This is a genomic window from Alistipes sp. i18-0019-D1, assembly GCF_042852885.1.
In the GTDB taxonomy this organism is placed as follows: Bacteria; Bacteroidota; Bacteroidia; order Bacteroidales; family Rikenellaceae; genus Alistipes.
This window is the reverse complement of sequence record NZ_AP031424.1, coordinates 1980044-2006739: the sequence shown is the minus strand read 5'-3', so window position 1 is coordinate 2006739 and position 26696 is coordinate 1980044. Positions and strand designations below refer to the sequence as shown.

Annotated in this window: 15 protein-coding genes; 13 read left to right on the top strand and 2 right to left on the bottom strand. The window is 61.7% G+C overall.

What is annotated here, in order from left to right; translation table 11 throughout:
* Positions 1–161 precede the first annotated feature (161 nt).
* Both ACGHP5_RS08260 and ACGHP5_RS08255 read left to right on the top strand, forming a co-directional pair.
* Entirely contained in the window at positions 162–3443 is a 3282-nt protein-coding gene (locus ACGHP5_RS08260) for a hypothetical protein (protein WP_390566179.1), read from the top strand.
* A 420-nt stretch (positions 3444–3863) separates the two neighbouring features.
* The gene (locus ACGHP5_RS08255) at positions 3864–5897 is read left to right on the top strand and encodes a glycoside hydrolase family 2 TIM barrel-domain containing protein (protein ID WP_337771432.1); all 2034 of its coding nucleotides are present in this window, start codon (positions 3864–3866) and stop codon (positions 5895–5897) included.
* On the opposite strand, the gene ACGHP5_RS08250 is transcribed toward ACGHP5_RS08255, so the two are convergent.
* Positions 5818–6420, bottom strand: coding sequence for a WbqC family protein (locus tag ACGHP5_RS08250; RefSeq protein WP_337657203.1), 603 nt, complete (start codon positions 6418–6420; stop codon positions 5818–5820). The two genes, ACGHP5_RS08255 and ACGHP5_RS08250, sit on opposite strands and share 80 nt — an antisense overlap.
* Complete coding sequence (gene ispG, locus ACGHP5_RS08245) at positions 6417–7901, bottom strand: (E)-4-hydroxy-3-methylbut-2-enyl-diphosphate synthase (RefSeq protein ID WP_390566177.1); 1485 nt, start codon at positions 7899–7901, stop codon at positions 6417–6419. Before ispG ends, ACGHP5_RS08250 begins: the two co-directional genes overlap by 4 nt.
* A gap of 170 nt (positions 7902–8071) precedes the next feature.
* Here ispG and ACGHP5_RS08240 point away from each other — a divergent pair, with 170 nt between their 5' ends.
* The 11 genes from ACGHP5_RS08240 (at position 8072) to ACGHP5_RS08190 (ending at position 26696) form a co-directional block, all read left to right on the top strand.
* Entirely contained in the window at positions 8072–8485 is a 414-nt protein-coding gene (locus ACGHP5_RS08240; RefSeq protein WP_295941470.1) for a radical SAM-associated putative lipoprotein, read from the top strand.
* A gap of 170 nt (positions 8486–8655) precedes the next feature.
* The gene (gene recG, locus ACGHP5_RS08235) at positions 8656–10767 is read left to right on the top strand and encodes an ATP-dependent DNA helicase RecG (protein WP_295941468.1); all 2112 of its coding nucleotides are present in this window, start codon (positions 8656–8658) and stop codon (positions 10765–10767) included.
* 43 nt (positions 10768–10810) lie between these two features.
* Positions 10811–11608, top strand: coding sequence for a DUF3108 domain-containing protein (locus ACGHP5_RS08230; protein WP_290532654.1), 798 nt, complete (start codon positions 10811–10813; stop codon positions 11606–11608).
* Positions 11609–11719: 111 nt separating this feature from the next.
* Entirely contained in the window at positions 11720–12655 is a 936-nt protein-coding gene (locus tag ACGHP5_RS08225; RefSeq protein WP_290532655.1) for a hypothetical protein, read from the top strand.
* A 628-nt stretch (positions 12656–13283) separates the two neighbouring features.
* The gene (locus tag ACGHP5_RS08220; protein WP_337771442.1) at positions 13284–16547 is read left to right on the top strand and encodes a SusC/RagA family TonB-linked outer membrane protein; all 3264 of its coding nucleotides are present in this window, start codon (positions 13284–13286) and stop codon (positions 16545–16547) included.
* Positions 16548–16551: 4 nt separating this feature from the next.
* Positions 16552–18105, top strand: a complete 1554-nt coding sequence (locus tag ACGHP5_RS08215) for a SusD/RagB family nutrient-binding outer membrane lipoprotein (RefSeq protein ID WP_337771444.1) — start codon at positions 16552–16554, stop codon at positions 18103–18105.
* A gap of 22 nt (positions 18106–18127) precedes the next feature.
* Complete coding sequence (locus tag ACGHP5_RS08210) at positions 18128–20227, top strand: DUF5689 domain-containing protein (RefSeq protein WP_390566173.1); 2100 nt, start codon at positions 18128–18130, stop codon at positions 20225–20227.
* Between the two features lie 9 nt (positions 20228–20236).
* Positions 20237–22408: a calcineurin-like phosphoesterase C-terminal domain-containing protein gene (locus tag ACGHP5_RS08205; protein ID WP_390566171.1), complete on the top strand. Its 2172-nt coding sequence runs from the start codon at positions 20237–20239 to the stop codon at positions 22406–22408.
* Positions 22409–22471: 63 nt separating this feature from the next.
* Positions 22472–23200, top strand: a complete 729-nt coding sequence (locus ACGHP5_RS08200) for a FadR/GntR family transcriptional regulator (protein ID WP_295901234.1) — start codon at positions 22472–22474, stop codon at positions 23198–23200.
* 11 nt (positions 23201–23211) lie between these two features.
* Positions 23212–25779, top strand: coding sequence for a sodium/solute symporter (locus ACGHP5_RS08195; RefSeq protein ID WP_390566169.1), 2568 nt, complete (start codon positions 23212–23214; stop codon positions 25777–25779).
* Positions 25780–25781: 2 nt separating this feature from the next.
* Entirely contained in the window at positions 25782–26696 is a 915-nt protein-coding gene (locus tag ACGHP5_RS08190) for a dihydrodipicolinate synthase family protein (RefSeq protein ID WP_337755595.1), read from the top strand.

The following is a 26696-nucleotide window of genomic DNA, read 5'->3' as shown; positions in this document are numbered from 1 at the left end:
TTTGTTGTGCAAATTTTTATATATATATTTGCACCATGCGTATCATATATGATACCATAAGAAAAGTGGGGCATACTGATAACAAATTGAAAACTACAGACAAACACATCTTCATTTCAACCATTTTTACTATGAAAAACAACAACTTGTTTAGGAAATTCTTGGCATTGTTCTTAACCGGAACCATGCTGGCCGGTGTCGGGTGTAAGGACTACGACGACGACATCGACGACATCAACAAAAAGATCGATGATCTAAATGCGAAAGTCGAACTGAAGGCCGATGCTTCCGCCCTTCAGACAATCTCCGACAAACTGAAGGATGTCGACTTTTCGAAATTCGTCACCGACGCCGAATTGAGCCAGGAACTGGCAGCCTACGTCAAGGACGCCGACCTCAAAAAGAAAGTCGGAGACCTCGGATTCCAGACCGTGACACAGGTACAGGAACTGATCAAAGGCCTTCAAAGCGAAGCGCAGGTGAAGAAACTGATCGAGGATCAGCTCAAAGCCGCTGACCTCTGGTCCAAAATCGGCGGCGAGGTCAAGAAAGGTATTCTCGAAGAGCTGGCCAAAAACAACGAACTGACCACTACCGTGAAGAATCAGGCTGTCGCAGCCGTTCTGGCCGCCATCACCAACGACCCGGCCGTGAAGGACATCAAGACCGCCATCACCAAGATCGCCGGCGAAGAGGCCTCCTCGTACATCGACGAATATATGGTCGTCAACAACAAAGCCTGGATCGAGAACGTGAACTCGGCAGCCGCCAAAGCGGTAGAGGACGCCAACTCTGCGTTGAGCCGGCAGATCGTCAGCCTCATCTCGACGCAAGGCTACCTGAAGAAGAGCGACCTGACTGCGGAACTCAATGCCTTCAAGCAGACCATCGCCCAACTTCAGGCCGATGTCGCTGCACTGATCAACCGCATCCAGTCGCTGGTAAACGTTCCCGGAACCATGGATGTCAGCTATGGCGAAACTTATACGATGATGGATTTCTACAAGGTCGGAGCTACCCCCATCGGCAACGGAATGGTCACGCTGACCTACCGTGTTACGCCTGCCTCGCTGGCCAAAGACCTCGTAGATGCCTATACTAACGAAAAAGCGACGTTCGCTATTGTCTCCGAGCAGATAAAAACCCGTGCCGCAACGGCAACTCCCGCAGCCACCATCACCGACGTTCAGTTTATCGAGGAGGGTAAGTTCGCCGTAACCGCCACCATGTCGGCGGAAGAGCTTGGTGAGCTTTATGAGAAAGAAGGAAAATGGATCACGCTGGCCCTTTCGATCGAGAACACCGTGAATCCCGGAACCGGCGCCGAGGATGAAACCGCCTCGGAGGTAAAGAACAACGTATTGTCGAACTTCGCCAACATCATGAAGCCCGACGAGGCTCAAGAGATCGAACTCGGTCTTTACACCAAGGATGAGGAGCCGGTCGCTTACGACTTCGCCACCATCGAAATGCCGTTCAACAAGCAGGCCGTCAGCAAGAAGACGCTGCTGGAGAATACGCAGCTGCTGGCCTCGCTCGACGGAGGCAAGACCCTGATGACGCTGGACAACGTCAACAAACTGCTTGGCTCGAAAATCAGCATCGGCGCTTACACTGTAACGCCCAAATACTATACCGACGCCAGCCAGTCGACCGAGATTACGGACAAAACCGCGATCGGCAAATTCATCCTGCGCGTCGACAACTCGAAACTCGTTTACGACACGAAGCTCGCTACGGTGGACTTCCGTGCAGCAGGCGTTTCCGGCGACGTAGGCAAGAACGTCGTATGCGCACACAAAATCGTGATCAACGTAGACGGGAAGGCCACGACGGCAACGATCGAGGAGCCGCAGACCTACATCATCACCAACCAGGCCGGCGCAACCTTCACCTTCAAGGAGACTCCCAAACCGCTGGCATGGAGCTATGCGTTCGTCAAGAACGGCATCGCCGCCCAGACCGCTACCCCGGAGATCTCCGATAACATCTTCGGCGAAATCGCTTTGGTAAACGACATCGACCTGCCGAAGGACGTCACCATCGAGGATATCATCACGCTGGGCAACCTCGACACGGACCGTTCGACGGTCAAGGTCGCCGGCAAAGAAGTCGACAACGATCTCGGCATCCGATTCACCGCATTCGCCAGCCAGATCGCCATGGGCGTGAAAGCCTCCGTTCAGGCAGATGCATACGAGTGGGGCAAGACCTATGACATCGAGTATGTCTATGTATACCAGAACGTCGACTACAAACTGAAGGGCCAGATCGCCTTCGGAGCCGCTCCGGCAGCAGTCAACTACACTGTCGACAACGCCATCGGCTACGAGACGAAGACCGTCAATAAGACGTGGAAGGATGTTTACGCAGCCAACAAGGCCGGATTCGCCAGCGAAACAGAGTTCGCCGAAGCTATCTTCGCAGCTACGACCGATCCCGCAACACCCGCAGGCGTAACGAAACTCTTCAACAAAGCAAATGAGAAGGGCACGGTGATCAATAACACCAACGGCACGGCAATGACCGTCACCGCATCGGCCCTGATGGGCGTGCTGAATGCCAAGGACATCACCGCGACGGGCGACAAGTTCGAGCAGAAAGCCGAATGGACGACCTGGTACGGCCAGAAGATTTCCGTAACGTTCAACTACAATGTCACGATCCCCGGCTTCGACCTGATATACAATGCCGGACACGTAACCGACATCGAAGGCGTCAAGACGACCGTAGTCGAAGGTCTGGTCAACGAAAAGACCAACCTCTGGGAGTGGCCCAACATCGCACTGCCGACCTACTTCGGCAAGGTAGATGCCGAGAAGTACGACTTTACGTTCGAAGTAACCTCCGTAGACGGCAAGCCTAACAAGAGTGACAAATACGCCACCGTCGACGACGACAAACTCGACTGGAGCGCAGCAAACTGCAGCTATGTCGACATCAAGGCCGTCGTTAAGATCAAGGAGACGAACATCCAGGTAGCTTCCCTGCCGCTGCGCGTGAAGATCCAGACTCCGATCAAGACGCTGGCACAGACCAAGGCTATCGAGGTCGCTTACAAGGCCAACGAGGCAACTACGGCCAATCTGTTCGAAAACCTCCAGTTGATCGACGCCGACGGCACGTCGTGGATCGTATACAACAAAGATACGAAGACTTGGGAAGCCGTTACGGTAGGCGAAGGCAAGACAGCCTACGACGTCTTCAAGGCAACGCCTGAAACAGCGAAAGAGACCGCCGGTATCGTATTCACGATGAAGTCGGCCAAGTATACCGATGGCAGCGATGCTTCCGCATATATCAACACCGAGAAGAATACGCTGACCTACAACAACAACAGCGCTACACTGCTGCAGGACATCATCATCAAAGTAACCCCGAGCTTCACCTACCAGTACGGCAAGGTCACGGGCGAGGAGATGACGATTACCATCAAACACTAAATTTCACACGCTTCGCGGTCCGGCACGGCAACCGGCTGTGCCGGCTCCGCAAAAGCGACCCTCTGCAGGGGGTGACACCCAAGGAGTTGTTTTTTAGTTAACAAGTTTCACATCCATCCCCTGCTTTTTGGCGGACCGAAGAGGCGCGGTCCGCCATTTTTTCGTACCTGCCAGCCCCGATGCCCGCCGGGCGTGAAACCGGACCCCGTTCCGGCTTTGCGCCCGGTGCGCATTTTCCCGCCGGAACACAAACGGCGCAGCGGCAAACACAGATAAGTTTGATTTTCAGCCCGGCTTGTATTATCTTTGCCGGAGATAAACCTCCGCTCGGATAGGCGAACCGGCAAAACCCAAGCTGCGCTTGGTTCTGCACACGGCTTGCACTATCTTTGCATCGGACAGCATTTAACCGGCTCTGCCATGAAAAGATACCTAACGATTCTCCTGCTGCTGACCGTCGTTGCGACGACAGTCAGCGCCCGCGAGGTCTTCCCGATCAACGAAGGGTGGCGCTTCTTCTTCAAATCGGAGAAAACCTCCGACAACGCCCGCCACGTAACCCTGCCCCACAGCTGGAACACCGATCCGCTGGCCCAGGGCTACTGGCTCGAAACCACGGGCAGTTACCAGAACGGCATGTATATCCCCGTCGAATGGGCCTCGAAACGCCTTTTCGTGAAATTCTACGGCGTACAGTCGGTCGCCGACCTCTTCGTCAACGGCTATCACGTCGGCACGCACCGCGGCGGCGCCACGGCCTTCACGTTCGAAATCACCGACAAAATCCGTTTCGGAAGCGACAACTCGATGCTCGTGGTGGTCAGCAACAGCAGCCGCAACGACGTGCTGCCCACCTCGACCGACATGAACCTCTACGGCGGCATCTACCGCGAGGCGGAACTGATCCTCACCGAGCGCACAGCCGTTTCGCCGCTCTACCTCGGGTCGGACGGCGTGCTCGTACACCCGCAGACGGTCGGCCCCGAAAAGGTCGAGGGCGAAATCGAGGTCCACATCACCTCGAAGGGGGACAACAGCTGCACGCTGAACGTCGACATCACCAGTCCGCGGGGAGAGCGGGTCTTCTCGAAACGCCAGAAGGCGCGCCTCGACGGCAAACCCGTCACCGTGGCCTTCTCGGTGGACAATCCGACGCTGTGGAGCCTGCGCGACCCGGCGCTCTACACCGTGACGGCCTCCATCGGCGAGGACAGCATCACCGACCGCGTCGCCGTCCGCACGGGCTTCCGCTCGATCGGCGCCAGCACGGCCGAAGGGCTGACGATCAACGGCGAACGCACGCCCGTACGCGGCGTCACGCTCTACCACGACAACGCCCTTTCGGGCGGCACGCTGGCTCCGGAGGATTACGACGCCGACCTGCGGATCATCCGCACGATGGGAGCCAACGCCCTGCGTTCGGCGGTCATGCCGCACGCGCAGTACCTCTACGACCGGTGCGACGAGCAGGGAATGCTCGTCTGGGTCGACGCCCCGCTGCACCGCTCGTCGTTCCTCGGCGACGTCTCCTATTTCGCCACGCCCGCCTTCGAGCAGAACGGGCTGGACCAGCTGCAGGAGATCGTCGCCCAGAACATCAACCACCCGTCGGTGGTGATGTGGGGCATCTTCTCGCGCCTCTGGATGCGCGGCGACGACGTGACGCCCTACATCCGGCGGCTGAACGAGGCGGCCCGCGCAATGGACCCCTCGCGTCCGACGGTCGCCTGCAGCGACCAGAACGGCGACATCAATTTCATCACCGACCTGATCGTCTGGCAGCAGGACGTCGGCTGGCGGCGCGGCTCGACCGACGACGTGATCGTATGGCGGGACCAGCTGCAAAAAAACTGGTCCCACCTGCGCTCGGGCGTCTGCTACGGCGGCAGCGGATTCCTCGGACACAAGAGCTACACGGCGCAGGCCGAGCCTCGTTCGAACTGGATGCCCGAGGAGAAACAGACCCGCTTCCACGAGGAGTACGCCAAAAACCTGCAAAGCGATTCGCTGTTCTGGGGCGTATGGATCGACAACATGTTCGACTACGGCTCCTCGCGCCGTCCCTACGGAATCAACGGCGCAGGGCTCGTGACGCTCAACCGCCGCGAGAACAAGGACGCCTACTACCTGTACAAGGCGATGTGGAACGACGCAGAGCCGACGCTGCATATCGTCGACAAGCGGCGGCAGCTGCGCGACCACGACATGCAGGCGTTCCGTGTCTACTCGTCGGCCGGGACACCGACGCTGATCGTCGGCGCAGACACGCTGGCGATGAGCGAATACGCCCCCTTCCAGTACCGGACCGATTCGGTGGCGGTACGGGGCAGGGTCGAGGTGAAAGCGGCGGCGGGGGATCTGCGCGACAGTGTGACTATCCTTGTCGGCAACGTCCTAAAACCGAAACGGACGCAGGTCCTTCGGCGAACAGCAGGTCCGCAAACGACAAATTAGGGACGAAAGGCATCCTCTCGGAGAAGACCTGGAAATAAGGCTCGGCGACGATCGCCGGGCCTTCCTTGCGCTTGGGGCGCAGGTCGAGGTCTCCGGGCGCCGCCTCGACATACGTCCGGGAGAGTTCGGGCATCGGCACTTTGGCCAGCGAGCACATCACTTCGAGCAGGCCCAGGTTGTAATCGGCGAGGAATTCCCACTCCCGGCGGTAGAAAGGCTCGAACCGCCCGGCGTAAAAATCGAAATAGGGCGACGATTTATAAGAGGCTACCAGCGCGCCCCAATGCTGGTGCTGCCAGCGTTTGGAGTAGTCGAGACGCACGTCGCACACCCTCTGGCGGGGACGGTTGGCATTGCGGACATGCACGGTCAGCTCCATCACGCCGTCCGAGGCCAGTATCCGCGCACGGTTGCGCTCGGAACGCTTCACGAAGTGCTCGCCGAGGTCCACGACGCAACCGCCGCGCAGGAGGTGCGTGAAATACTCCACCGAGGGAAGGTATGCGAGGGGAAGCACGGTCATGGCTCAATCCAATCCCCGTTTGTTCGAATCAGCTCCACCAACCGGTCGAGGGCCTCCTCCTGCGGAATGTTGCGCTCGACGACCGTCCGGCCCTTGTAGAGGGTGATGCGGCCCGGTCCGGCACCCACATAGCCGTAGTCGGCGTCGGCCATCTCGCCGGGACCGTTGACGATGCAGCCCATCACGCCGATCCGGAGGTTTTTCAGGTGCGACGTGCGGGCCTTGATGTCGGCGAGGGCCTTCTCGATGTCGTAAAGCGTGCGTCCGCACGAAGGGCAGGCGATGTACTCGGTGTGCGAGAAACGCACGCGCGCGGCCTGCAGAATCATCAGCTCAATGTCTCGAATCTCCGTTTCCGAGAAGCCCGGGGCATCGATCCAGATGCCGTCGGCCAGGCCGTCGAGCAGCAGAGGTCCCAGGTCGGCGGCGGCCTTCACGGCGAGCGTCTCCAGCGAACGCTCTTCGTAACGGCGTTTTACGACCACCGGTTCGTCGGGGATGTCGAGATTCAGGATCGCGGCGCGCAACTCGGCCGTCGGGTTGCCCGAAAGGGCTTCGAGCACCCGGAAACCCTCCAGCGGCTCGGTGTGCACGACGGGAACCGTCACCTTCGAACGGCGGCGGTATCCGGTCGGGAAGTAGCGTTCGGGATGCAGGACTTCGAATTCACCGGGACGTTCCGCGAAATGGTCGACGAGCAGCTGTGCCACGGGGATTTCGTTTTCGGGAGCCTCGGTCAGCGAAACGCGGATCGTGTCGCCGATGCCGTCGGCCATCAGCGCTCCGATACCCACGGCGCTCTTCACGCGCCCCTCGATGCCGTTTCCGGCCTCGGTAACGCCCAGATGAATCGGATAGTGCATCCCCTCGGCATCCATCGCCTCGACCAGCAGCCGGTAGGCGGCGACCATGACGCGCGTGTTCGACGACTTCATCGAGACCACCACCTGATCGAAATCGCATTCCCGGCACACCCGCAAAAACTCCATGGCCGAGACGACCATGCCTTGGGGCGTATCGCCCCATTCGTCGAAGACGCGTTTGGCGAGCGATCCGTGGTTGACGCCGATGCGCAGAGCGACGCCCCGCTCGCGGCACTGCGCGATCAGCGCCTGAAGATCGCCGCGGTCGAGGCGGTAATTTCCCGGATTGATACGCACCTTGTCCACATGCCTGGCGGCGATGGCCGCAACTTCGGGCACGAAGTGGATGTCGGCCACAACGGCTGTCCGGAAACCGTCGGCACGCAGCTGCCGGACGATGTTTCCCAGATTTTCACCCTCGCGGCGGCCCTGCGCCGTAAGGCGCACGATCTTTCCCCCGGCGCGGCCGATGCGTTCGATCTGGGCCACGCACGCAGCGGTGTCGTTGGTGTCGGTATTGGTCATCGACTGGCAGGCGACGGGATGCCCGCCGCCGATCGTAACCGGTCCGATGCGCACTTCGCACGCCGGACGGCGCATGAATTTCGAAAGATTCATCTGTTTCCTCGCTTTTGGAATCACAAAGATAATGCAAGCTGCGCGCCGCGCCAAATTTATTTGAGACCCGCCGGACCGTCACGCGGCCAAACCGTCAAAAAAGAGAGTAACGATTTGGAAATCTGCAAAAAAAGCATTACATTTCGGGACATCTCTAAAATGCGGGCATCATGAAAGAGAAACTATTGCTGGCGGCAGCCGCGCTGCTCGGATTCGCGACGGCATGCGATTCGACCAAACGGCAGACGGACATGTACGGGACCCCGTACAGCAACTACAAGATCAAGGGCAAGGTGACCGACAAGGCCGGACAGCCGATCAAGGACATCGAGGTCGACAGTTATGACGTCAGGCCCGTAACGACCGGGAGCGACGGTTCCTACGAACTTTCAGGACAAAACTTCGGCGGAGACCTCGAAATCACCTTCACCGACATCGACGGCCCGGCCAACGGCGGCGACTTCGCCGCAAAGACGGTCACAGTCGAATTCACCGAGGCCGACCGCACAGCCAAAGGAAAAGGCTGGGACAGAGGTTCCTTCGCCAAATCGGGCGTCGACATCACCCTCGAGGAGAAGGAGTAATTCCCCGCATCCCGACCATCGCGCCTCCCGGAACGAAAAACGCACCCCGGCAATGTTCAAACAAGTTTGGCATTGCGCTCGACTTTCACTATATTTACAGAACATAGGATGCGCCTCGGCAATGCTCAAACAAGTTTGGCATTGCGCTCGACTTTCACTATATTTGCCGGGTGGACACACTCGATAACGACATCAAATTCGTAGCGGGCGTCGGCGAGGCCCGTGCCAAGCTCCTCGAACGGGAGTTGGGCATCCGCACGCTGGGCGACATGCTCAGCCACTATCCCTTCCGCTATATCGACCGCACGCGCATCTACCGCATCTCGGAAATCACCGACGCCGCGGGCCTGTCCTACGTCCAGTTCCGCGCCCGTGTGACCGGCGTCGCCTATGCCGGTGCGGGGCGCAAACGCCGCTTCACGGCCTTCGTGCAGGACCCTACGGGGCAGGCCGAACTGGTGTGGTTCCAGGGTATCAAGTGGATCGAAAAACGCGTCGAGGTCGGACGCGAATACCTCGTCTTCGGCCGCCCGTCATTCTACCGCGGCGAGTTGTCGATCGCCCACCCCGAGCTGGAAACCATGGAGCAGGCCCTCTCTCGCAAAGCCGAGAGCGGCATGCAGGGCATCTACCCCTCGACCGAAAAACTGGGCAACGTCCTGGGCACGAAGGGCATGTACCAGATCATCTGCAACGCCTGGACGCTCGCGAAGGACCGCATCGCGGACCCGCTTCCCGAGGCCGTGCGCACCCGGTACGGGCTGATCGCACTGCGCGACGCCATCTATAACATCCACTTCCCGCAATCGCAGGAGGCCCTGCGGCAGGCGCAGTACCGCCTGAAGTTCGACGAACTGCTGGGCGTGCAGCTCAACATCCAGTCGCGCCGCACGGCGCGCCTCTCGAAAAGCAACGGCTTCCTCTTCTCGAAGGTCGGGGGCGTGTTCAACACCTTCTACACCGAAAAACTTCCTTTCCCGCTCACCGGGGCGCAGAAACGCGTCATCAAGGAGATCCGCCGCGACACCGTGACGGGGTTCCAGATGAACCGCCTGTTGCAGGGCGATGTCGGCAGCGGCAAGACCCTCGTGGCGCTGATGTCGATGCTGCTGGCCGTGGACAACGGCTTCCAGGCCTGCATGATGGCCCCGACGGAAATCCTCGCCCGCCAGCATTTTTCCACGATCAGCAGGATGCTCGAAGGGATGGATGTCAAGGTGGCTGTCCTGACCGGCGCCTCGAAAGCCAAAGAGCGCCGGGCTTCGCTCGAAGGCATCGCCTCGGGCGAAGTGGACATCCTCATCGGCACGCACGCGCTGATCGAGGACCGCGTGCAGTTCGCCAACCTGGGCTTCGTCGTCATCGACGAGCAGCACCGCTTCGGCGTCGAGCAGCGCGCGCGGCTCTGGACCAAGAACGAACAGCCGCCCCATATCCTCGTGATGACCGCCACGCCGATTCCCCGCACGCTGGCGATGACCCTCTACGGCGACCTCGACGTGTCAGTGATCGACGAACTGCCCCCGGGGCGCCGTCCGATCAAGACGTTTCATTACACGGATGCGGCGCGCCTGAAACTTTTCGGCTTCATGCGGCAGGAGATCGCCAAGGGCCGGCAGGTCTACGTCGTCTACCCGCTCATCAAGGAGTCGGAGGCGATGGACTACAAGGACCTCACCGACGGTTACGAGGCCATCTCGCGCGACTTTCCGCTCCCGCAGTACGTCACGGCGATCTGCCACGGCAAGATGAAGCCCGCCGACAAGGAGGAGTCGATGCGCCAGTTCAAGTCGGGCGAGGCCAACATCCTCGTGGCCACGTCGGTGATCGAAGTGGGCGTCGACGTGCCCAACGCGACGGTCATGGTCATCGAGTCGGCCGAGCGTTTCGGGCTTTCGCAGCTCCACCAGCTGCGCGGGCGCGTGGGCCGCGGCGGCGAACAGTCCTACTGCATCCTGATGTCGGGCGAAAAGCTCTCGCGCGAGTCGCGGGCGCGGCTCGAAGCGATGTGCGAGACCAACGACGGGTTCCGCCTGGCGGAACTCGACCTCAAGCTGCGGGGCGCAGGCGACATTAACGGCACATTGCAGAGCGGCATGGCATTTGATCTGAAAATCGCCAGCCCCACGGCGGACGTACAGATACTCACCGTCTCGCGCGAGGCGGCCACCGGAATACTCGCCGCGGACCCGGCGCTGGCGCACCCGCAGAACCGGGGTCTCGAAGCCCTGCGGCGGCGCTACTCGGGCCGCGAGGAGATCGATTTTTCACGCATTTCGTAATATTTCGTCCCAAAAACACGTTAACCCATTAAAATACTGTCCGATGAAACGGTTCCTACTCGCCATATTCCTGCTCGCCGCAGCCTCGCCCCTCGCCGCGCAGCTCTACCACCCGGGCGAACAGCTCTTCTACCGCGTGAGCTACAAAGCCAAGATGTTCCCCAATACGGAGGTCGGGGCCGTGGAGGTCAAGACCTCGGAAGACACGGTCGACGGCCAATCCTACTACAAGGTCGAAGGTGCAGGACGCACGCTGCCCACCTACCGCTGGTTCTTCAACCTGGAGGATGTCTACACCGTGTGGATCGACACCGCGTCGCTGCGCCCCGTGCGCTTCGTGAGCGACATTCGCGAAGGCGACTACACCTTCCAGAGTTACTACACCTACATCTGGCCCGACTCGACCATCCATACCCGCTGGCGGAGCCGCAAAAACCCCTTCAGCGAGAAGCAGATGTCGCTGACGGCGGAGAGCATGGACCCCATCGCGCTCTTCTTCAACTTGCGGTCGGCCGAGGCGGAGGATTTCCGCGTCGGTGAGCCGGCGACGCTTCAAATGGTCCTGCAGGACACCATCCGCCGCCTGCACTACCGCTACCTGGGGCGCGAGAACAAGAAGATCCGCAACATGGGCCGCTTCCGCACGCTCAAGTTCGAGTGCCAGCTGGGGACGACCGAGGGCTACTCGTTCACCGACGGCACGATCTTCACGATCTGGATTTCGGACGACGACAACAAAATCCCCCTCTACATCGAATCGCCGGTCAAGATCGGCAGCATCAACGCCTACATTTCGGGTTATAAGGGATTGAAATATCCGGTGACGAGCCTGATAAAATAATTTTTCGTATATTAGCGGGACAAAAGCGAACGTTTTCGTCAAGCAGAGCGCAGAGCCGAACGAAATTCGGGTCATGCCGAAGCGGGAAAACGAGGAAAGAAATTCAACTTTATGGAAAACAAACAGGGATACGATCCTTCGGAATTCGAAGACGACGACTACACCACCCCGCAGCCCGATGCGGGCAAATCCATCCGCGGCTACCGCATCGTCATCATCATCCTCTCGGTGATCCTGGTGGCGCTCTCGGTGCTCTACTTCAGCATCCACCGCCAGCAGATGCTCGACAACGAGCTGCTGCAGGCCGACCGCGACTCGATCCAGAACGACCTGGGACGGCTGATGACCGACTACGACGGACTCCGGATTTCGAACGACTCGATTTCGGCCGGGCTGAACTTCGAACGCGAACGCGCCGACTCGCTGATGACGCGCCTCAAGAAGGAGCGTTCGTGGAACCTCGCGAAGATCAAACAGTATGAAAAGGAGGTCGGCACGCTGCGTACGATCATGAAGGGTTACGTGAAGCAGATCGACTCGCTCAATACGCTCAACAAAAAGCTCATCAAGGAGAACGTCGGCTTCCGCAAGGAGATTTCGTCGGCCAAGCTGCGCGCCGACATGGCCGAGGAGAAAGCCGCCGAACTGGACAACAAGGTCAAGGTGGGTTCGGTGCTCCGCGCCCGCGACATCCGCCTCTCGGCGCTCAACGACCGCAGCAAGCCCGTTTCGCGGGTCAAGAACGCCGCACGCCTGCGCGTCGACTTCGTGCTCGCGGCCAACGAACTGGCCACGCCGGGCAACAAGGCCGTCTACGTGCGCATCACCTCGCCCGACGGCTACGTGCTGACCACCGAGGCGATGCCGACCTTCGAATTCGAGGGCGAACGGTTGAGCTATTCGGCCATGCGCGAGGTCGACTACCAGAACCAGGACCTCGAAGTGGGTATCTACTATAACTCGACGGGATTCGCGGCCGGAACCTACCAGATCCAGCTTTACTGCGAAGGCCGCCTGATCGGTCAGACGCAGGTGGTGATGAAATAACGTCGGTGCACACTTCTGTTTATAAGCCGGGCGACAGTCGTGTCGCCCGGCTTTTTCGTTCCCGAACCGCCTGCCGGACCATTCCGCTCCGCCGGAAGCGGGAAACTTCCGCCCGGGGATTCCGCCGCAAAACACCCTGCGCCCCGTATGCCCGGTCTTGAATATCCGACCCCGGAAATCCCGCTCCGGAACGGCGCAGCCCCGAGTGTCCGGCCCCGGAAATCCGGTCCGAAAAATCGCTCCCGAAATACCGCCCCTCCCCAACGCCCGCCCCGGAACCACTGCCACCGGAACAATCATACCCGGAGCCGCCGCACCTGCATAGCTGCCGCCAAACCTTCTCGCTCTCCCTCTCCCGAACTGCCGAACTGCTGCTTTCCACCTCCGCAGCCCAAAAATTTCCATACTCCGGAATACCCTCCTGCGGCCACAGCGAGCCGAAACACAAGCGTTTAGCCCTATTTTAAAGAAATTTATTTTCAGGCTGCGCCGAAAAACCTTTGGTCGATTCGGAGAAAGCGCCTATATTTGTCATACAAATAAGATTAATAAGGCGAATCCATAACGCACGATTTGGCCCGTTCCCCTATTTGCCGCAGCTACCGACTGAACCTTAAACACATACAGAATGAGAACAACACTACTACGAACAGCGACCCTCCTGGCCGGTTTTCTCTGGCTGGCGTTCGCAGCCGCAGCCCAGGAACGTTCGGTACAGGGAACCGTGTTCGACGCAGACGGGAAAACCCCGCTCGTCGGTGTGACGGTAATCGTCAGGGGCGCTCCCACCCGGGGAACCGTTTCCGGTGCGGACGGTAAGTACAGCATCCGCGCCAAAGAGGGCGAGGAGCTGACCTTCACCTACCTGGGCTACGAGCAGACAACGCAGCGTATCGGGGGAGGGAAGACCCGTCTCGACGTGACGATGCAGCCGAAAGCCGAGGCGATCGAAGGCATCGTGGTCACGGCGCTGGGTATGACCCGCGAACAGAAGGCGCTGGGATATGCCGTGTCGAAAGTGGACAACCAGGACCTGACGGCCGCCGTTTCGAACAACTGGCTCGACGCCCTTTCGGGCAAGGTGGCAGGCCTTAACTTCGACCACGCCTCGTCCGGTCCCGGCGGATCGCTGCGCGTCACGCTGCGCGGCGAATCGACCGTCAACATGGACAACAACACGGCGCTGTTCGTGATCGACGGCGTGCCCATGTCGAGCGGCATGACGGCCATGGGCGGGGCGGCGTACAACAACACCGACGCGGGGGTCGACTACGGCAACGGGGCCGCAGACCTCAATCCCGAGGACATCGACAACGTCTCGGTGCTCAAAGGCCCCGCAGCCACGGCCCTCTACGGGTCGCGCGCAGCGAACGGCGCCATCGTCATCACCACCAAGGCCGGCCGGTCGACCAAGGGACTCGGCATCACGTTCAGTTCGAACTTCTCGTTCGAGCGCGCCGGCTACTGGCCCGACTTCCAGGACGAATACGGCCCGGGCAACAACGGCGCGCGCACCTACTCGTTCTACACCGTGAAGGCCGAGCAGTCGACCACCGGCCAAGCCGCCTCGCGCACTTACAGCCGCTACACGTGGGGACCGCGCTACGAAGGGCAGAAATTCTACCAGTGGGCGTCGTACGACCCGCAGACGGGCATGTACACCCCGCTCGACTTCAGGCCGCGCGACTGGTACAAGGGTTTCTTCGAGACGGGCGCCACCTACAAGAATTCGGTTTCGATCTCGGGCAACAACGGCCGGGGCGGCTCGATCCGCGTTTCGTTCACCGACGTGCGCAACACCTGGATCGTCCCCAACACGGGCTACAAGACGCAGAGTTTCTCGGTCTCCTTCGCCCAGAAGCTCCGTTTCGTGGAGCTGGCCGGAAAAGTCAACTACTACCGCAAGGACAGCGACAACCTGCCGATGATCGGTTACAGCACCTCGTCGCCCACCTACACGCTGCTCTGGAGCCGCAACAACCTCGACATACGCTGGTACGAACAGGAATACCGGCAGACGTTCACCGGCGACCCGGCGACCCGCATCGTCTATCCGTACGCCCTGAACAACCTCTCGGACAACCCCTATTCGCAGGCCTACGAGCAGCTCAACACGATGGACCGCGACCGCGTCTACGGCAACGTCAGCGCCACGTTCGACATCTACAAGGGGCTGAAACTGATGCTCCGCACGGGACTCGACATGAACCGCGAGTTCCGCACGCGCCGCAAGCCCTTCGGCACGCTGTCGAACCTGAACGGCTACTACCGGCAGCAAAACGTCGAGAACACCGAGATGAACAACGACTTCCTGCTGACTTACGAACGCCCCCTGGGCAAGTTCCACGTCAACGCCAGCTTCGGCGGCAACAGCATGTACCAGCAGGCCCGCGTGGTGACCTCCACGGCCGAAGATCTGCTCACGGAAGGCGTCTACAACCTTTCGAACGCCAAATCGGGCGTGATCACCAAGAGTCAGCACACCCGCAAGATGGTCAACAGCCTCTACGGGCTGGTCCAGCTGAGCTACGACGACTGCCTGTTCCTCGACATCACGGGCCGCAACGACTGGTCGAGCGCCCTGGCGCCGGGCCACTGGTCGTTCTTCTACCCGTCGGTCAGCGCCAGCTGGGTGCTCACCGACACCAAGGCGCTGGGGCTGCGCGACCGCATGCCGTGGCTCTCGTTCCTCAAGCTGCGCGCCTCGTGGGCCAACGTGGGCAACGACACCAACGCCTTCGTCATCAACAATTACTATTCGGTAACCGATTTTTCGAGCGGCTACTTCCTGCCGACGACCTGGGCGCTCTACGACATGAAGCCCGAGAATGTCGAAAGCTGGGAATTCGGTCTCGAAGCCAAGTTCCTGCGCAACCGCATCACCCTCGACGCGGCGTTCTACAACAACACGACCACCGACCAGATCATCAACACCCCGGTGGATTACAGCACGGGCGTCGGCTCGAAATACATCAACGCGGGCGAAATCCGCAACCGCGGCGTCGAACTGGCCTCGCGCCTGCAGCCCGTGCGCACCAAGAACTTCAACTGGGACATCAACCTCACCTGGTCGAAAAACTGGAACAAGGTCATCAGCCTGGCCCCGGGCGTCGATTCGTGGGTGATCTCCTCGGGTGCCCGCGGACAGGTGATCGCCACCCCCGGCGGCACGCTCGGCGACCTCTACGGCTACGGCTACGCCAAAGCCCCCGAAGGCTCGTACATCCTCAACTCCGACGGATCGCGCGCCGACGTGTCGGGGCAGACCGTGATCGACGAATACGGATACCCGGTGCTTTCGACCGACGAGCGGATCAAGATGGGCAACGTCCAGCCCGACTGGCGCGCCGGCTTCTCGACCTCGCTCAAATACAAGGGCATCCGCCTGAGCGCCGCCTTCGCGGCACAGTGGGGCGGCATGGCCTACTCGCTGACCAACGCCCAGCTCTCGCGGCAGGGCAAGCTGACCAACACGCTCTACGGGCGTTATGGCGGCGTGCTGCACGAAGGCGTCGTAGCCCGCGGTCTCGATGCGCAGGGCAACATGGTCTACAACCCCAACACGACCGTCACCGAAAACGTCGTCACCTATTACCTCGACCGCGTCTATTCGATGAACAACGTCGAGACGAGCACCTTCGACACCTCCTACCTCAAACTGCGCGAACTGCGCCTGGAGTGGACCCTGCCAAAAAAATGGGTTGCCCGCACGCGTGTGCTGCAGGACGCCACGGTGGCCGTCTTCGGCACGAACCTCTTCTGCTGGACCAAATGGCCCTTCTACGATCCGGAAGTGGGTACGCTCAACGGCGCCAGCATCACGCGGGGTTTCGAAACGGCCTCCTACCCGATGACCCGGACCTACGGTTTCAACATCAAACTCAGCTTCTGATCCCATGAAAAAGTTACTTTCATACACCGCAGCCCTCCTCCTCGCCGCCGGCACGAGCTTCAGTTCGTGCACCGGGAACTTCGAGGAGTACAACACCAACGGCGAGAGTCCCGAATACGGCAACGTCGATCCGAGCACGCTGCTCGAACAGCTGATCTCGACGGGCGCCTACTACATCTACGAGCGTTCGTGGCGGGTCAACAACGAGCTGATGCAGTACACCGTCGATTGCAGCGCCAGCGGACGCCACCAGCTCTACGTCTTCCAGGCTGCGGATTTCGGCACGCCCTGGGACCGTTTCCAGCGCTACGCCGCCAACGCCCACCACATGATCGCGCTGGGCCGGAACTACGACGACCCCAACGCACAGGCCATCGCCATGACCCTGAAGGCGGTATTCGTGTCGCTCGTGGCGGACCTCTACGGCGACATCCCTTACCGGGAGGCCTACCGCATCGAAGACGACATCACCCAGCCGGCGATCGACCCGCAGTCGGAAGTGTATCCGGCGCTGATCGAAATGCTGCTCACGGCCAACGACCTCTACCGGACCGCCACCGACAGCAACGGCAACTACACCTACCCGCTGACCGTCCCGGGCAAGGACCTGCTCTACGGAGGCGACATCGCCGCCTGGCAGAAGCTGACCAACTCGCTTTGCCTGCGTCTGTGCATGCGCTTGAGCAACCGTCCCGAAGCGGGCACGGCGGCCGTCATGCAGCAGATCGTCGGCAACCCGGTGAAATACCCCGTCTTTACCTCCTACACCGACGACGCCAAGGTGAACTACACAGGCGTCTCGCCCTTCCGCAACCTGTTCGGCGACATGACCGACACCTCGTTCACGACTGCATCGCACAAATGCTCGGTCTTCTTCATCGACCAGCTGACCTCGACTTCCGACCCGCGCATGGCGCAGTGGGTGCGGATCGTCGGCTCGGACGACGTGCACGGCGTGGTGAGCGGCGTCGTCGAGCCGGACGGCACGGGAGCCAGCGTGATGAACCCCGCGGTGCTCAAGCAATACACGACCCCGGTCTGGTTCATGACCTCGTCGGAACTCTTCTTCATCCTGAGCGAAGCGGCCCACACGGGGATGATTCCCGGCGGAGAAGCCGCCGCCGAAGCGTATTACGAGCAGGCCGTCACCAACTCGATCCGGCAGTGGAATCCCTCGATCTCGGACGCCAACATCGACCGCTTCCTGCACGGCACGGGATCGAAGGCCGCCTACGACGGCACGCTGGAGCGGATCATTCAGCAAAAGTGGGTCTCGGTCTTCATGCAGGGTTTCGAAGCATGGTGCGACTACCGCCGCACGGGCTATCCGCAGCTGCCGATAGGTCCCGACGTGCAGAACGAGGGAGTCCTGCCCACACGCCTGGGCTACGGGCAGATGCTCATATCCACCAACGGCGACAATTACCGGAAGCAGGTGGCCCGGATGAAAGCGGCCTACCCGGTCGTCGGGCGGGGAACCGCCGGCGGCGACAACATGCTGACGCCCGTCTGGTGGAGCAAGCGCGCCCTGGAACTGGAAAACGGCGCAATGAACTAAAACCTTAAAAATTCAGCAAGATATGATCCGTCAGCTTTTCAACATACTCCGTCCGAAAGCGCTGCTCATCGTCGCGATGGCGGCCGCCGGATGCTCCGACGACAAGACCGCCGGCGGGGGCGAGATGACTTTCACGGGCGGCGACAACCTGTTCGAATGCCCCGCCGAAGGCGGCACGAAGGACTTTTCGTTCTTCTCCCGCGCGGGCCACTGGGAGATCGTCCCCGAAGATCCCGGAGCCTCGTGGATCGACGCATGGCCGGCTTACGGCGACGACAACGGCCGCACGACCCTCACCGTGGAGCCTGTCGGCGACGCCTACGGCCGCGAAATGACGCTCAACATCACGACGGCGAACGGCGTCGCGGGACAGATCCGCGTGAAACAGGCCGGGCTGTCCCCCGAAATCAAACTCAACCTCACGGGACAGCGCATCCGGGTCGACATCACGGGAACGCCCGTCACCGTCGGCGTCACGAGCAACGTGGCATGGGAGGCTGTCGTCGACGAGGGCGACACGTGGATTTCGCTCGGCGAGACGACCGAAACCTCGCAGCAGTTCCTATTCGCCGACAACACCGACCAGCCCAAACGCACGGGGCAGATCAGCTTCCGCATGGTCGGCGGCGACTTCAAGGTGTCGGTTCCCGTCGAGCAGATGGACGGCAACATCTCGTTCGAACGCGCCGAGAAGGTCTCCGTCGCCCGCCTGCTGGGCGAAGTGCAGCCCGACGCCGAAGGGCACTTCGAACTGGAGGAAAACTACGCCGTCGAGGGCTGGATCACCAGCGACTTCGAGCACGGAAACCTGCCCGACAGCGTACTTTATGTACAGGACGCCAGCGGCCGCGGCATCAAATTCGTCCTCAAGGACAAGAACGAGTTCCTGACGCCTTCCGCCGAACAGGCGGGATGGTACGCCCAGAACCGCAAGGTGGCCGTGCACATGTACGGCGCCGAATTCCGCAACGACGCCGAAGGCAACCTCTGCGTGATCGACTTCGCGGCCTCCTCGGTCAAACGCAGCACGGACGAAGCCCCCGCGGCTCCGGTTGCGGTGGCCCTGAACGACCTGGGCGACCTGGCGCAGTACGCCAACACGGTGGTCCGCATCGCTCCCGTGGAGTTCGTGACCCCCTACGGCGGCTACGCCCCGTACTACGAAAAGGAGAGCAACGACGTAGAGACCACCGAGGCGGAGTGGGCGAAGAACGTCAAGGCCGGCTACCGGGCCATCTTCCCCCACCACACGCTGGCCCCGCACCTCGTGCGCGACGCGAAGGGCAACGTTGCGAAGCTCTACTTCCAGCGCTCCTTCACGCAGATGTACGCCAGAAATCTCCCGGCGGGATCGGGTGCCCTGACGGCACTGGTCTCGAAATTCCGCGGCGAATACATCCTCCGGATCCGCAACACGGAGGACGACGCGCTCTCGGCCGACGCCGGAACCCGCTTCTCGACGACACTCCTGCAGGCCGGGCCGTGGCTCGCACAGGACGCCGTGCCGGCCTTCGCGGTGGGCAACACGGGCGACGACCGCAGTTCGGTGGTCTTCTCGGTCTACGACGACAGCAACAATTTCGACGTTTTCCCGAGCAGTTCGGGCGCCATCGCCTCCTACTGGCTCACCACCGACGTGCGCCGCCGGCACGACATCCCGTTCGCCGACGAGGCCGAGCACTATTACAGCCTCAACGCCAAACTGTGGTGGAACGTGACGACGCACCATTCGCTGGTGTCCAGCAACGACGAGGTCGGCGAAGCGTTCGTCATCCGCACCAACACGCTGCGCAACGCCACGGGCGCGCTCTACCTCTACCTCACGGGCACCAGTTCGAAGGGCGGCCCGGGCAAGATGAAGATCCAGTGGAGCGACACGACGGAGGACGACCTGACGAAGGTGAAGTTCGAGGAGATCGGAACCTACGACGCCCCGTGCATCAACTTCACGCCCTACCTCTACCCGTACAGCTTCCGCCTGCCCGACGCCATGCGCGGCAAGCGGCAGGTGACGATCCTCGTACGCTGCGCCGCCGAGACCAACGCCCAGCACAACAACGCACTGGTCGCCGCTACCGGCACGACGCGCCTGGGACACATCGGAATCGTGGAAATCAAATAACCGAAAGCCATGAAACAACTGCTATACAGACTGCTTGCCGCCGCTGCACTGGCCGGCGGACCACTGCTCGCCGGATGCTCCGATTCGGACGAACCGCAGCAGGAGACCCCGCGCGAGGACCACTTCGTCATCGCGCTGGTGGACGACGCCTACCAACTCGACTACGAAGGCGAAATGACCCTCCGGGTGCTGCAATTCGCCGAGGGCGACGCGCTCGCCCTGACGCCGGGCGAACGGGGCGAATCGGCCGAACAAACCCTCCTGCCGATCAGCGGATTCACGCCCACCGACGTCACGTTCCGCATCCCGAAGGAGGTCACCACCGGCCGCTGGAGCCTCTGGTGCATGCGCGGCGCGCAGACCCAGTTCCTCGGCACGACGACGCTCGACGTCGACATCTTCCGTCTGGTGCGCAACGTGCGGCTCGAAGCCGCCTACGCCGTGGACCGCGGCGAGATCGTGACCATCCCGGGCGAAGGCTTCACCGGAGAGGATAAGATCCGGTTCGCTGCCGAAGGCCAGGCCGGTGCGGAGGCGGCCGTCATCGGCGCCGATGCGGCGGGTATCACCATCCAGCTCCCGGCGTCGCTCACCTCGGGAAATCGGGAGGTGTGGATCGAGCGCGGCGCAGACCGGCAGCTGCTCGGCGCGACCGCCGTCACGGTCTCGGCCTTCGAGCGCATCGATCCCGCGACGCTTCCCGAAGGGACGAACCTCTACGGCCGCGTCTACTCGGGCGGCGAAGCGCTGGAAGGCGTCCCCGTCTCGGACGGACTCAACGTGGTGACGAGCGACGCGCAAGGCGTCTGGTCGATGGTTTCGGACCGCGCTTCGGACGTGGTGTTCGTCACCCTGCCCCGGGGCTACGAGGCCGCCGCGGACGGACCCGTCCCGCAGTTCTACCACCTGCTCGACGCCGGCCGCGACCGCTACGACTTCGCGCTGACGGCAACCGGCACGGACGAATACGTGCTGCTGGCCACGGCCGACATCCAGATCGACAACTCCAGCCGCCTGATGGTTCCGCAGTCGTCGCTCACGAGCTGCCGCAACTCGTTCGTCACCGACTTCGCGAAAACCGTCGCCGAACTCGGCGGCCGCAGGGTCTACGGGCTGTCTGTCGGCGACATGATCTTCGACAAAAACATGTACCTCTACGGCTTCGGGTTCCCGGAATACCGCTCGCTGATCGGCGAATTCGGCATCCCCTTCTTCCACGCCGTCGGCAATCACGACTACGACCGTTACGTCTCCGGGGACCACGCGACCAAGGAGGCCTACCGCCGCCACCTCGGGCCGACCTCGTATTCGGTCAACCTGGGCGAGGTCCACTGCATCGCGCTGGACAACGTCCGCATCGACAACAACGGCGCGACGCAGGGCGTCTTCGGCGACGGATTCTACGCCGTGGAACTTTCGGACCGCCAGCTGCAATGGCTCGAAGCCGACCTGAAGACCGTGGCGGACAAATCCGCGCCGCTGATGATCTGGCTCCACGTGCCGCTCACGGCCTGCCGGCAGCTCACCCCGACGCTCAACTCCGGATTCCGCAGCGCCCAGGCCCTCGTGGACCGCCTGGAGGGCTTCACCGACGTGCTGGTCCTCTCGGGCCACTGGCACAACAACCACACGGGCACCGTCCCCGGCAACACCGCCATCCGCGAGCACAACCTCGGTTCGGTCTGCGGGTCGCTCTGGTACAACGTCAAGGGCTTCAACGGCGGCATGGAATACGGTTCGGCAACCGACGGCACGCCCCTGGGCTACGGCATCTACGAGATCAGCGGCCACAAAATCCGCTGGAGCTACAAGGCCAGCGAACTCCCTGCCGACCGGACCTTCACGGCCTACGACATGAACAAGCAGCCCTACAAGGACAAGAGCGTCGCCAACGAGATACTGGTCAACGTCTGGGGCGGCTGGGACGACGGCTGGAATGTCGAGATACTCGAGGACAACGAGCCGCTCCCGGTGACGCGCCAGATGCGCAAGGACCCCAACTACCTGACCTACGTCGAGACGGTCTACAAGCCCTCGGGCGACGACATGTCGAAGAGCGCCGCGAGCGCCCAGACCACGCCGCACATGTTCTCGGCCGTGACGTCGGCCGCGGACTCGCCGGTTCTGATACGGGTTACGGATCATTTCGGAAAAACCACCACCCAACATTTGCGCGAGTAATTTTTTGGGTGTGCACCGAATAATTCGTAATTTTATCAGATAAATCTGAAAAAACAGAAAACTATGCTTGGTACACTGAAAATCAACAAACCCCACACGACGCTGGTAGACCAGGTCGAGGAGAGCCTCATCGAGTATTTCAAGGAGCAGGGCCTTCGCCCGGGCAGCAGCATTCCGCCCGAGGCCGAACTGGCCAACGCCCTGGGCGTGGCGCGCACGGTGCTGCGCGAAGCCCTGAGCCGCTTCAAGATGACCGGCATGATCGAGTCCCGCACCAAGCGGGGCATGATCCTCGCCGAGCCTTCGATCCTCGGCGGCATGAAGCGCTGCGTCAACCCGCTGCTGATGAACAAGGACACGGTGCTGGACATCCTCGAATTCCGCATCGCGCTCGAAATCGGCATCAGCGGCTACATCTTCGCCAACATCACCCCCGAGGACATCCGCGAGCTGGAGCAGATCGTCGAGATGGGCGAGATTATCGGTGTCAACCGCTATACCCCGATGAGCGAGGTGCACTTCCACGCCAAACTCTACGAAATCACGGGCAACGACATCATCTCGGAGTTCCAGAAGGTGATCCATCCGGTGATGGATTTCGTGAAGGACAACTTCCGCGACTTCTTCGAGCCTATCGAGAAGGAACTGGCCGAAAGCGGCGAACTGGTAACTCACAAACACCTGCTGGAGTACATCCAGCGCGGCGACGAAGCCGGTTACCGCAAAGCCATCGCCGACCACCTGAAACTCTATACGATCTACCTGAACAAAAACCGGAAACCCAGAAAATAAACCCGAAAAACGTGCTGAAACGAGTTATCATACCCCTTGCCCTGCTCCTTGCAGCGGCCACAGCCCCCGTCCGCGGCGCTGAAACCACGACGCAGCTGACGCGCACCGACGCCATCGTCTGGGACGACGCCCTGCGCCTCCCCGCCCCGAACGATTCGACGGCCCACCGCGGTCTCGCCGGCGTCTTCGCCGGAAAGGCCGGCGGCAGGCTGGTGGTCGCCGGCGGCGTCAATTTCCCCGGCGCAATGCCGTGGGAAGGCGGCGAAAAGCGCTGGTACGGCGACGTCTACCTCTACGACGAAACCGACGGGTGGAAGACGTTCCCCGGCGCCCTGCCGCATCCGGCGGCCTACGGCGTCTCGGTGACGCTTCCGCAGGGGGTGCTCTGCATCGGCGGCTGCGACGCCTCGCGCTGCATGGACGAGGTGTTCCTGCTCACGGTGGAGAACGGTGCGCCCCGCATCACGGAGTGGCCGCCGCTCCCGGCTCCGCTGGCCAATGCCGCGGGATGCCTCGCCGGCGGCAAGGTCTACGTCGCAGGCGGCAGCGAGTCGATGACGCCCGCAAAGGCCACGAAGCGCTTCTTCACGCTCGACCCGGCGGCTCCCGCAGCCGGATGGCGCGAACTGCCCGCATGGCCCGGCCCGGCGCGCGGCTACGCCGTCGCCGCGGGGCAGAGCGACGGAATGGATAACTGTTTCTACCTCTTCAGCGGCCGCGACTACGACGGCGACGCACCGTGGACCATCCACCGCGACGCCTACCGCTACAACCCGCGGCTCCGGACATGGACGGCCCTCGAAGGCGACTTCCCCGTCATGGCGGGCACGGCCGCGCCGTTCGGCACCAACCACATCCTCTTCTTCGGCGGCAAGTCGCACGACGAAACCGTCTCGGACAACGCCCTGCGGCTCTACCACACCGTGACGGGCACGATGACCGAAACCGATGTCGACAAATCGTCCTTCATCCTGCCCGTGACGACCGCCGTGGTGAGCGACGGACGCGACATCACCATCGCCAGCGGCGAAACCGCACCCGGCATCCGCACCCCGGTGATCCTGCGCGGACACATCGACGACGACCTGCACCGCATGGGGTGGCTCGACATCCTCGTGATCGTACTCTATTTCCTCTCGCTGGCGTGGATCGGCTGGTATTTCTCGAAAAACCAGAAATCGACGGGCGACTACTTCAAGGGCGGCGGGCGCATCCCGTGGTTCATCGTGGGTTTGAGCATCTTCGGCACGAGCCTCTCGGCCATCACCTTCATGGCCATCCCGGCCAAGGCGTTCGCCACGGACTGGAGCTACCTGCTCTTCAACGCGGGCATCATCCTCGTCGTGCCGCTGATCACCGCAGTCTTCATCCCCTTCTTCCGGCGGCTGAACGTCACCACGGCCTACGAATACCTCGAACTGCGCTTCAACGCCCTGATCCGCGTCGTCTGCAGTGTCTCGTTCATCATTTTCCAGATCGGCCGCATGGCCGTCGTCCTGCTGCTGCCCTCAATCGCGCTGAACATCGTGACGGGCATCGACATCTTCCTCTGTATCGGCATGATGGGCGTTTTGAGCCTCGCCTATACGCTCATGGGCGGCATCGAGGCCGTGGTCTGGACCGAAGCCGTGCAGGTGGTCGTACTGCTGGGCGCCGCCGTGGCGGTCGTCTGCTCCATCGCCTTCCAGCTGCCCGAAGGCTTCCGGACGATCTTCACCGCCGCAGGCGACGCCGGGAAATTCAGCCTCGGAGAGTCGTTCTTCGACCTGCGCCAGCCGACGATCTGGACGGTGCTCATCGCCACCGTCTTCACCAACATCACCACCTACGGCACGGACCAGACCATCGTGCAGCGCTACCTCACGACCGACTCCGAGAAAGCCGCCCGCAAGGGTGTCTACACCAACGCCGCGCTGACGGTCCCCGCCAGCCTGCTGTTCTTCCTGCTCGGCACGGCGCTGTGGGCCTTCTACAAATTCCATCCGCAGGAGCTGAGCATGTCGATCGCCGACTCCGACGCCATCCTGCCGTGGTACATGAGCACCGCACTGCCGCGCGGCGTGCTGGGACTGGTCATCGCGGGGCTCTTCGCCGCGGCGATGTCTACATTGAGCAGCAGCATGAACTCCGCCGCCACGGCCTTCGTGACGGACATCTACCGCAAGGTGCGCCCCGACCGCGACGAACGGCACATGCTCTCGGCCGCCCGCTGGGCGACCTTCGTGCTGGGCATGGTGGGCATCCTGTTCGCCGTGGTGATGGCCTCGTGGGACATCAAGTCGCTGTGGGACGAGTTCTCGAAGTTCCTCGGCATCCTGCTGGGCGGACTGGGCGGACTGTTCCTGCTGGGACTTGCGACACGCCGCGCCAACGCCACGGGCGCCCTCTGCGGACTCGCCGGCAGCATCGTCGTCCAGACGCTCGTCACCCAGCACCAATGGGTCAACCTGCTGCTCTACTCGACCACGGGCTTCATCGCCTGCTTCGCGATCGGCTACGTCGTGAGCCTCGCCACCGGCGGCAGCGATCCCAGACACACGGATAACCTGACAATTTATAAAACCAAAAACGAACTGTAACAATGGTTAACAAGCAAAAACTGGAGGGCCTGATCGCCGCTCCCTTCACCCCGATGACAGCCGACGGCGCACTCAACCTCGCAGCGGTCGAACCCTATGCCGACCTGCTGGCGGCCAGCGGCGTGAAAGGGGTCTTCATCTGCGGTACGACGGGCGAATCGGCGTCGCTGACCACCGACGAACGCCGGGCGGTCGCCGAAGCATGGGTCGCAGCCGCGGCGGGACGCCTGAAGGTGATCGTGCACGTGGGTTCCAACTGCGCCGCCGACGCCATCGCCCTGGCGCAGCACGCCGAGCGTTCGGGCGCCGACGCCATCGGCGCCATGGCCCCCTATTTCTTCAAGCCCCAGACGGCCGCGGAGCTGGTCGCGTGGTTCACGCCCATCGCCAACAGCAACTCGCTGCCCTTCTACTACTACAACATGCCCTCGATGTCGGGCGTGTCGGTCTCCGTGCCGAAGTTCCTCGCCTTGGGCGGCAAGGCCATGCCGACGCTCGCGGGGGTGAAGTTCACGCACAACAACCTGATGGAGATGTCCCAATGCCTGATGCTCGACGGGGGCCGTTACGAAGTGCTCCACGGTTACGACGAAATCCTGCTTTGCGGGCTTTCGCTCGGCGCCACGGCCGCCGTGGGCAGCACCTACAACTATGCCGCGAAGGTCTACAACCGCCTGCTCGACGCCTTCCGCGCCGGGGACATCGCGGCTGCGGCCAAACTGCAACAGTACTCGGTGAAGATCGTCGAGGTGATTATCCGCCACGGCGGCGGAGTCCGCGGCGGCAAGGCCATCATGCGCCTCGTGGGCGTGGACTGCGGTTCGTGCCGCCTGCCGCTGGCCCCCTTCACCGAAGCCGAATACGCCTGCCTGAAAGCCGAACTGGAAGCCATCGACTTTTTCAATCGCATAAAATAA

Excerpts from the sequence above, each read along its gene's own strand:
- ACGHP5_RS08255 (WP_337771432.1), top strand. The coding sequence starts at position 3,864 with ATGAAAAGATACCTAACGATTCTCCTGCTGCTGACCGTCGTTGCGACG.
- ACGHP5_RS08250 (WP_337657203.1), bottom strand. The coding sequence starts at position 6,420 with ATGACCGTGCTTCCCCTCGCATACCTTCCCTCGGTGGAGTATTTCACG.
- ispG (WP_390566177.1), bottom strand. The coding sequence starts at position 7,901 with ATGAATCTTTCGAAATTCATGCGCCGTCCGGCGTGCGAAGTGCGCATC.
- ACGHP5_RS08240 (WP_295941470.1), top strand. The coding sequence starts at position 8,072 with ATGAAAGAGAAACTATTGCTGGCGGCAGCCGCGCTGCTCGGATTCGCG.
- ACGHP5_RS08230 (WP_290532654.1), top strand. The coding sequence starts at position 10,811 with ATGAAACGGTTCCTACTCGCCATATTCCTGCTCGCCGCAGCCTCGCCC.
- ACGHP5_RS08225 (WP_290532655.1), top strand. The coding sequence starts at position 11,720 with ATGGAAAACAAACAGGGATACGATCCTTCGGAATTCGAAGACGACGAC.
- ACGHP5_RS08220 (WP_337771442.1), top strand. The coding sequence starts at position 13,284 with ATGAGAACAACACTACTACGAACAGCGACCCTCCTGGCCGGTTTTCTC.
- ACGHP5_RS08215 (WP_337771444.1), top strand. The coding sequence starts at position 16,552 with ATGAAAAAGTTACTTTCATACACCGCAGCCCTCCTCCTCGCCGCCGGC.
- ACGHP5_RS08210 (WP_390566173.1), top strand. The coding sequence starts at position 18,128 with ATGATCCGTCAGCTTTTCAACATACTCCGTCCGAAAGCGCTGCTCATC.
- ACGHP5_RS08205 (WP_390566171.1), top strand. The coding sequence starts at position 20,237 with ATGAAACAACTGCTATACAGACTGCTTGCCGCCGCTGCACTGGCCGGC.
- ACGHP5_RS08200 (WP_295901234.1), top strand. The coding sequence starts at position 22,472 with ATGCTTGGTACACTGAAAATCAACAAACCCCACACGACGCTGGTAGAC.
- ACGHP5_RS08190 (WP_337755595.1), top strand. The coding sequence starts at position 25,782 with ATGGTTAACAAGCAAAAACTGGAGGGCCTGATCGCCGCTCCCTTCACC.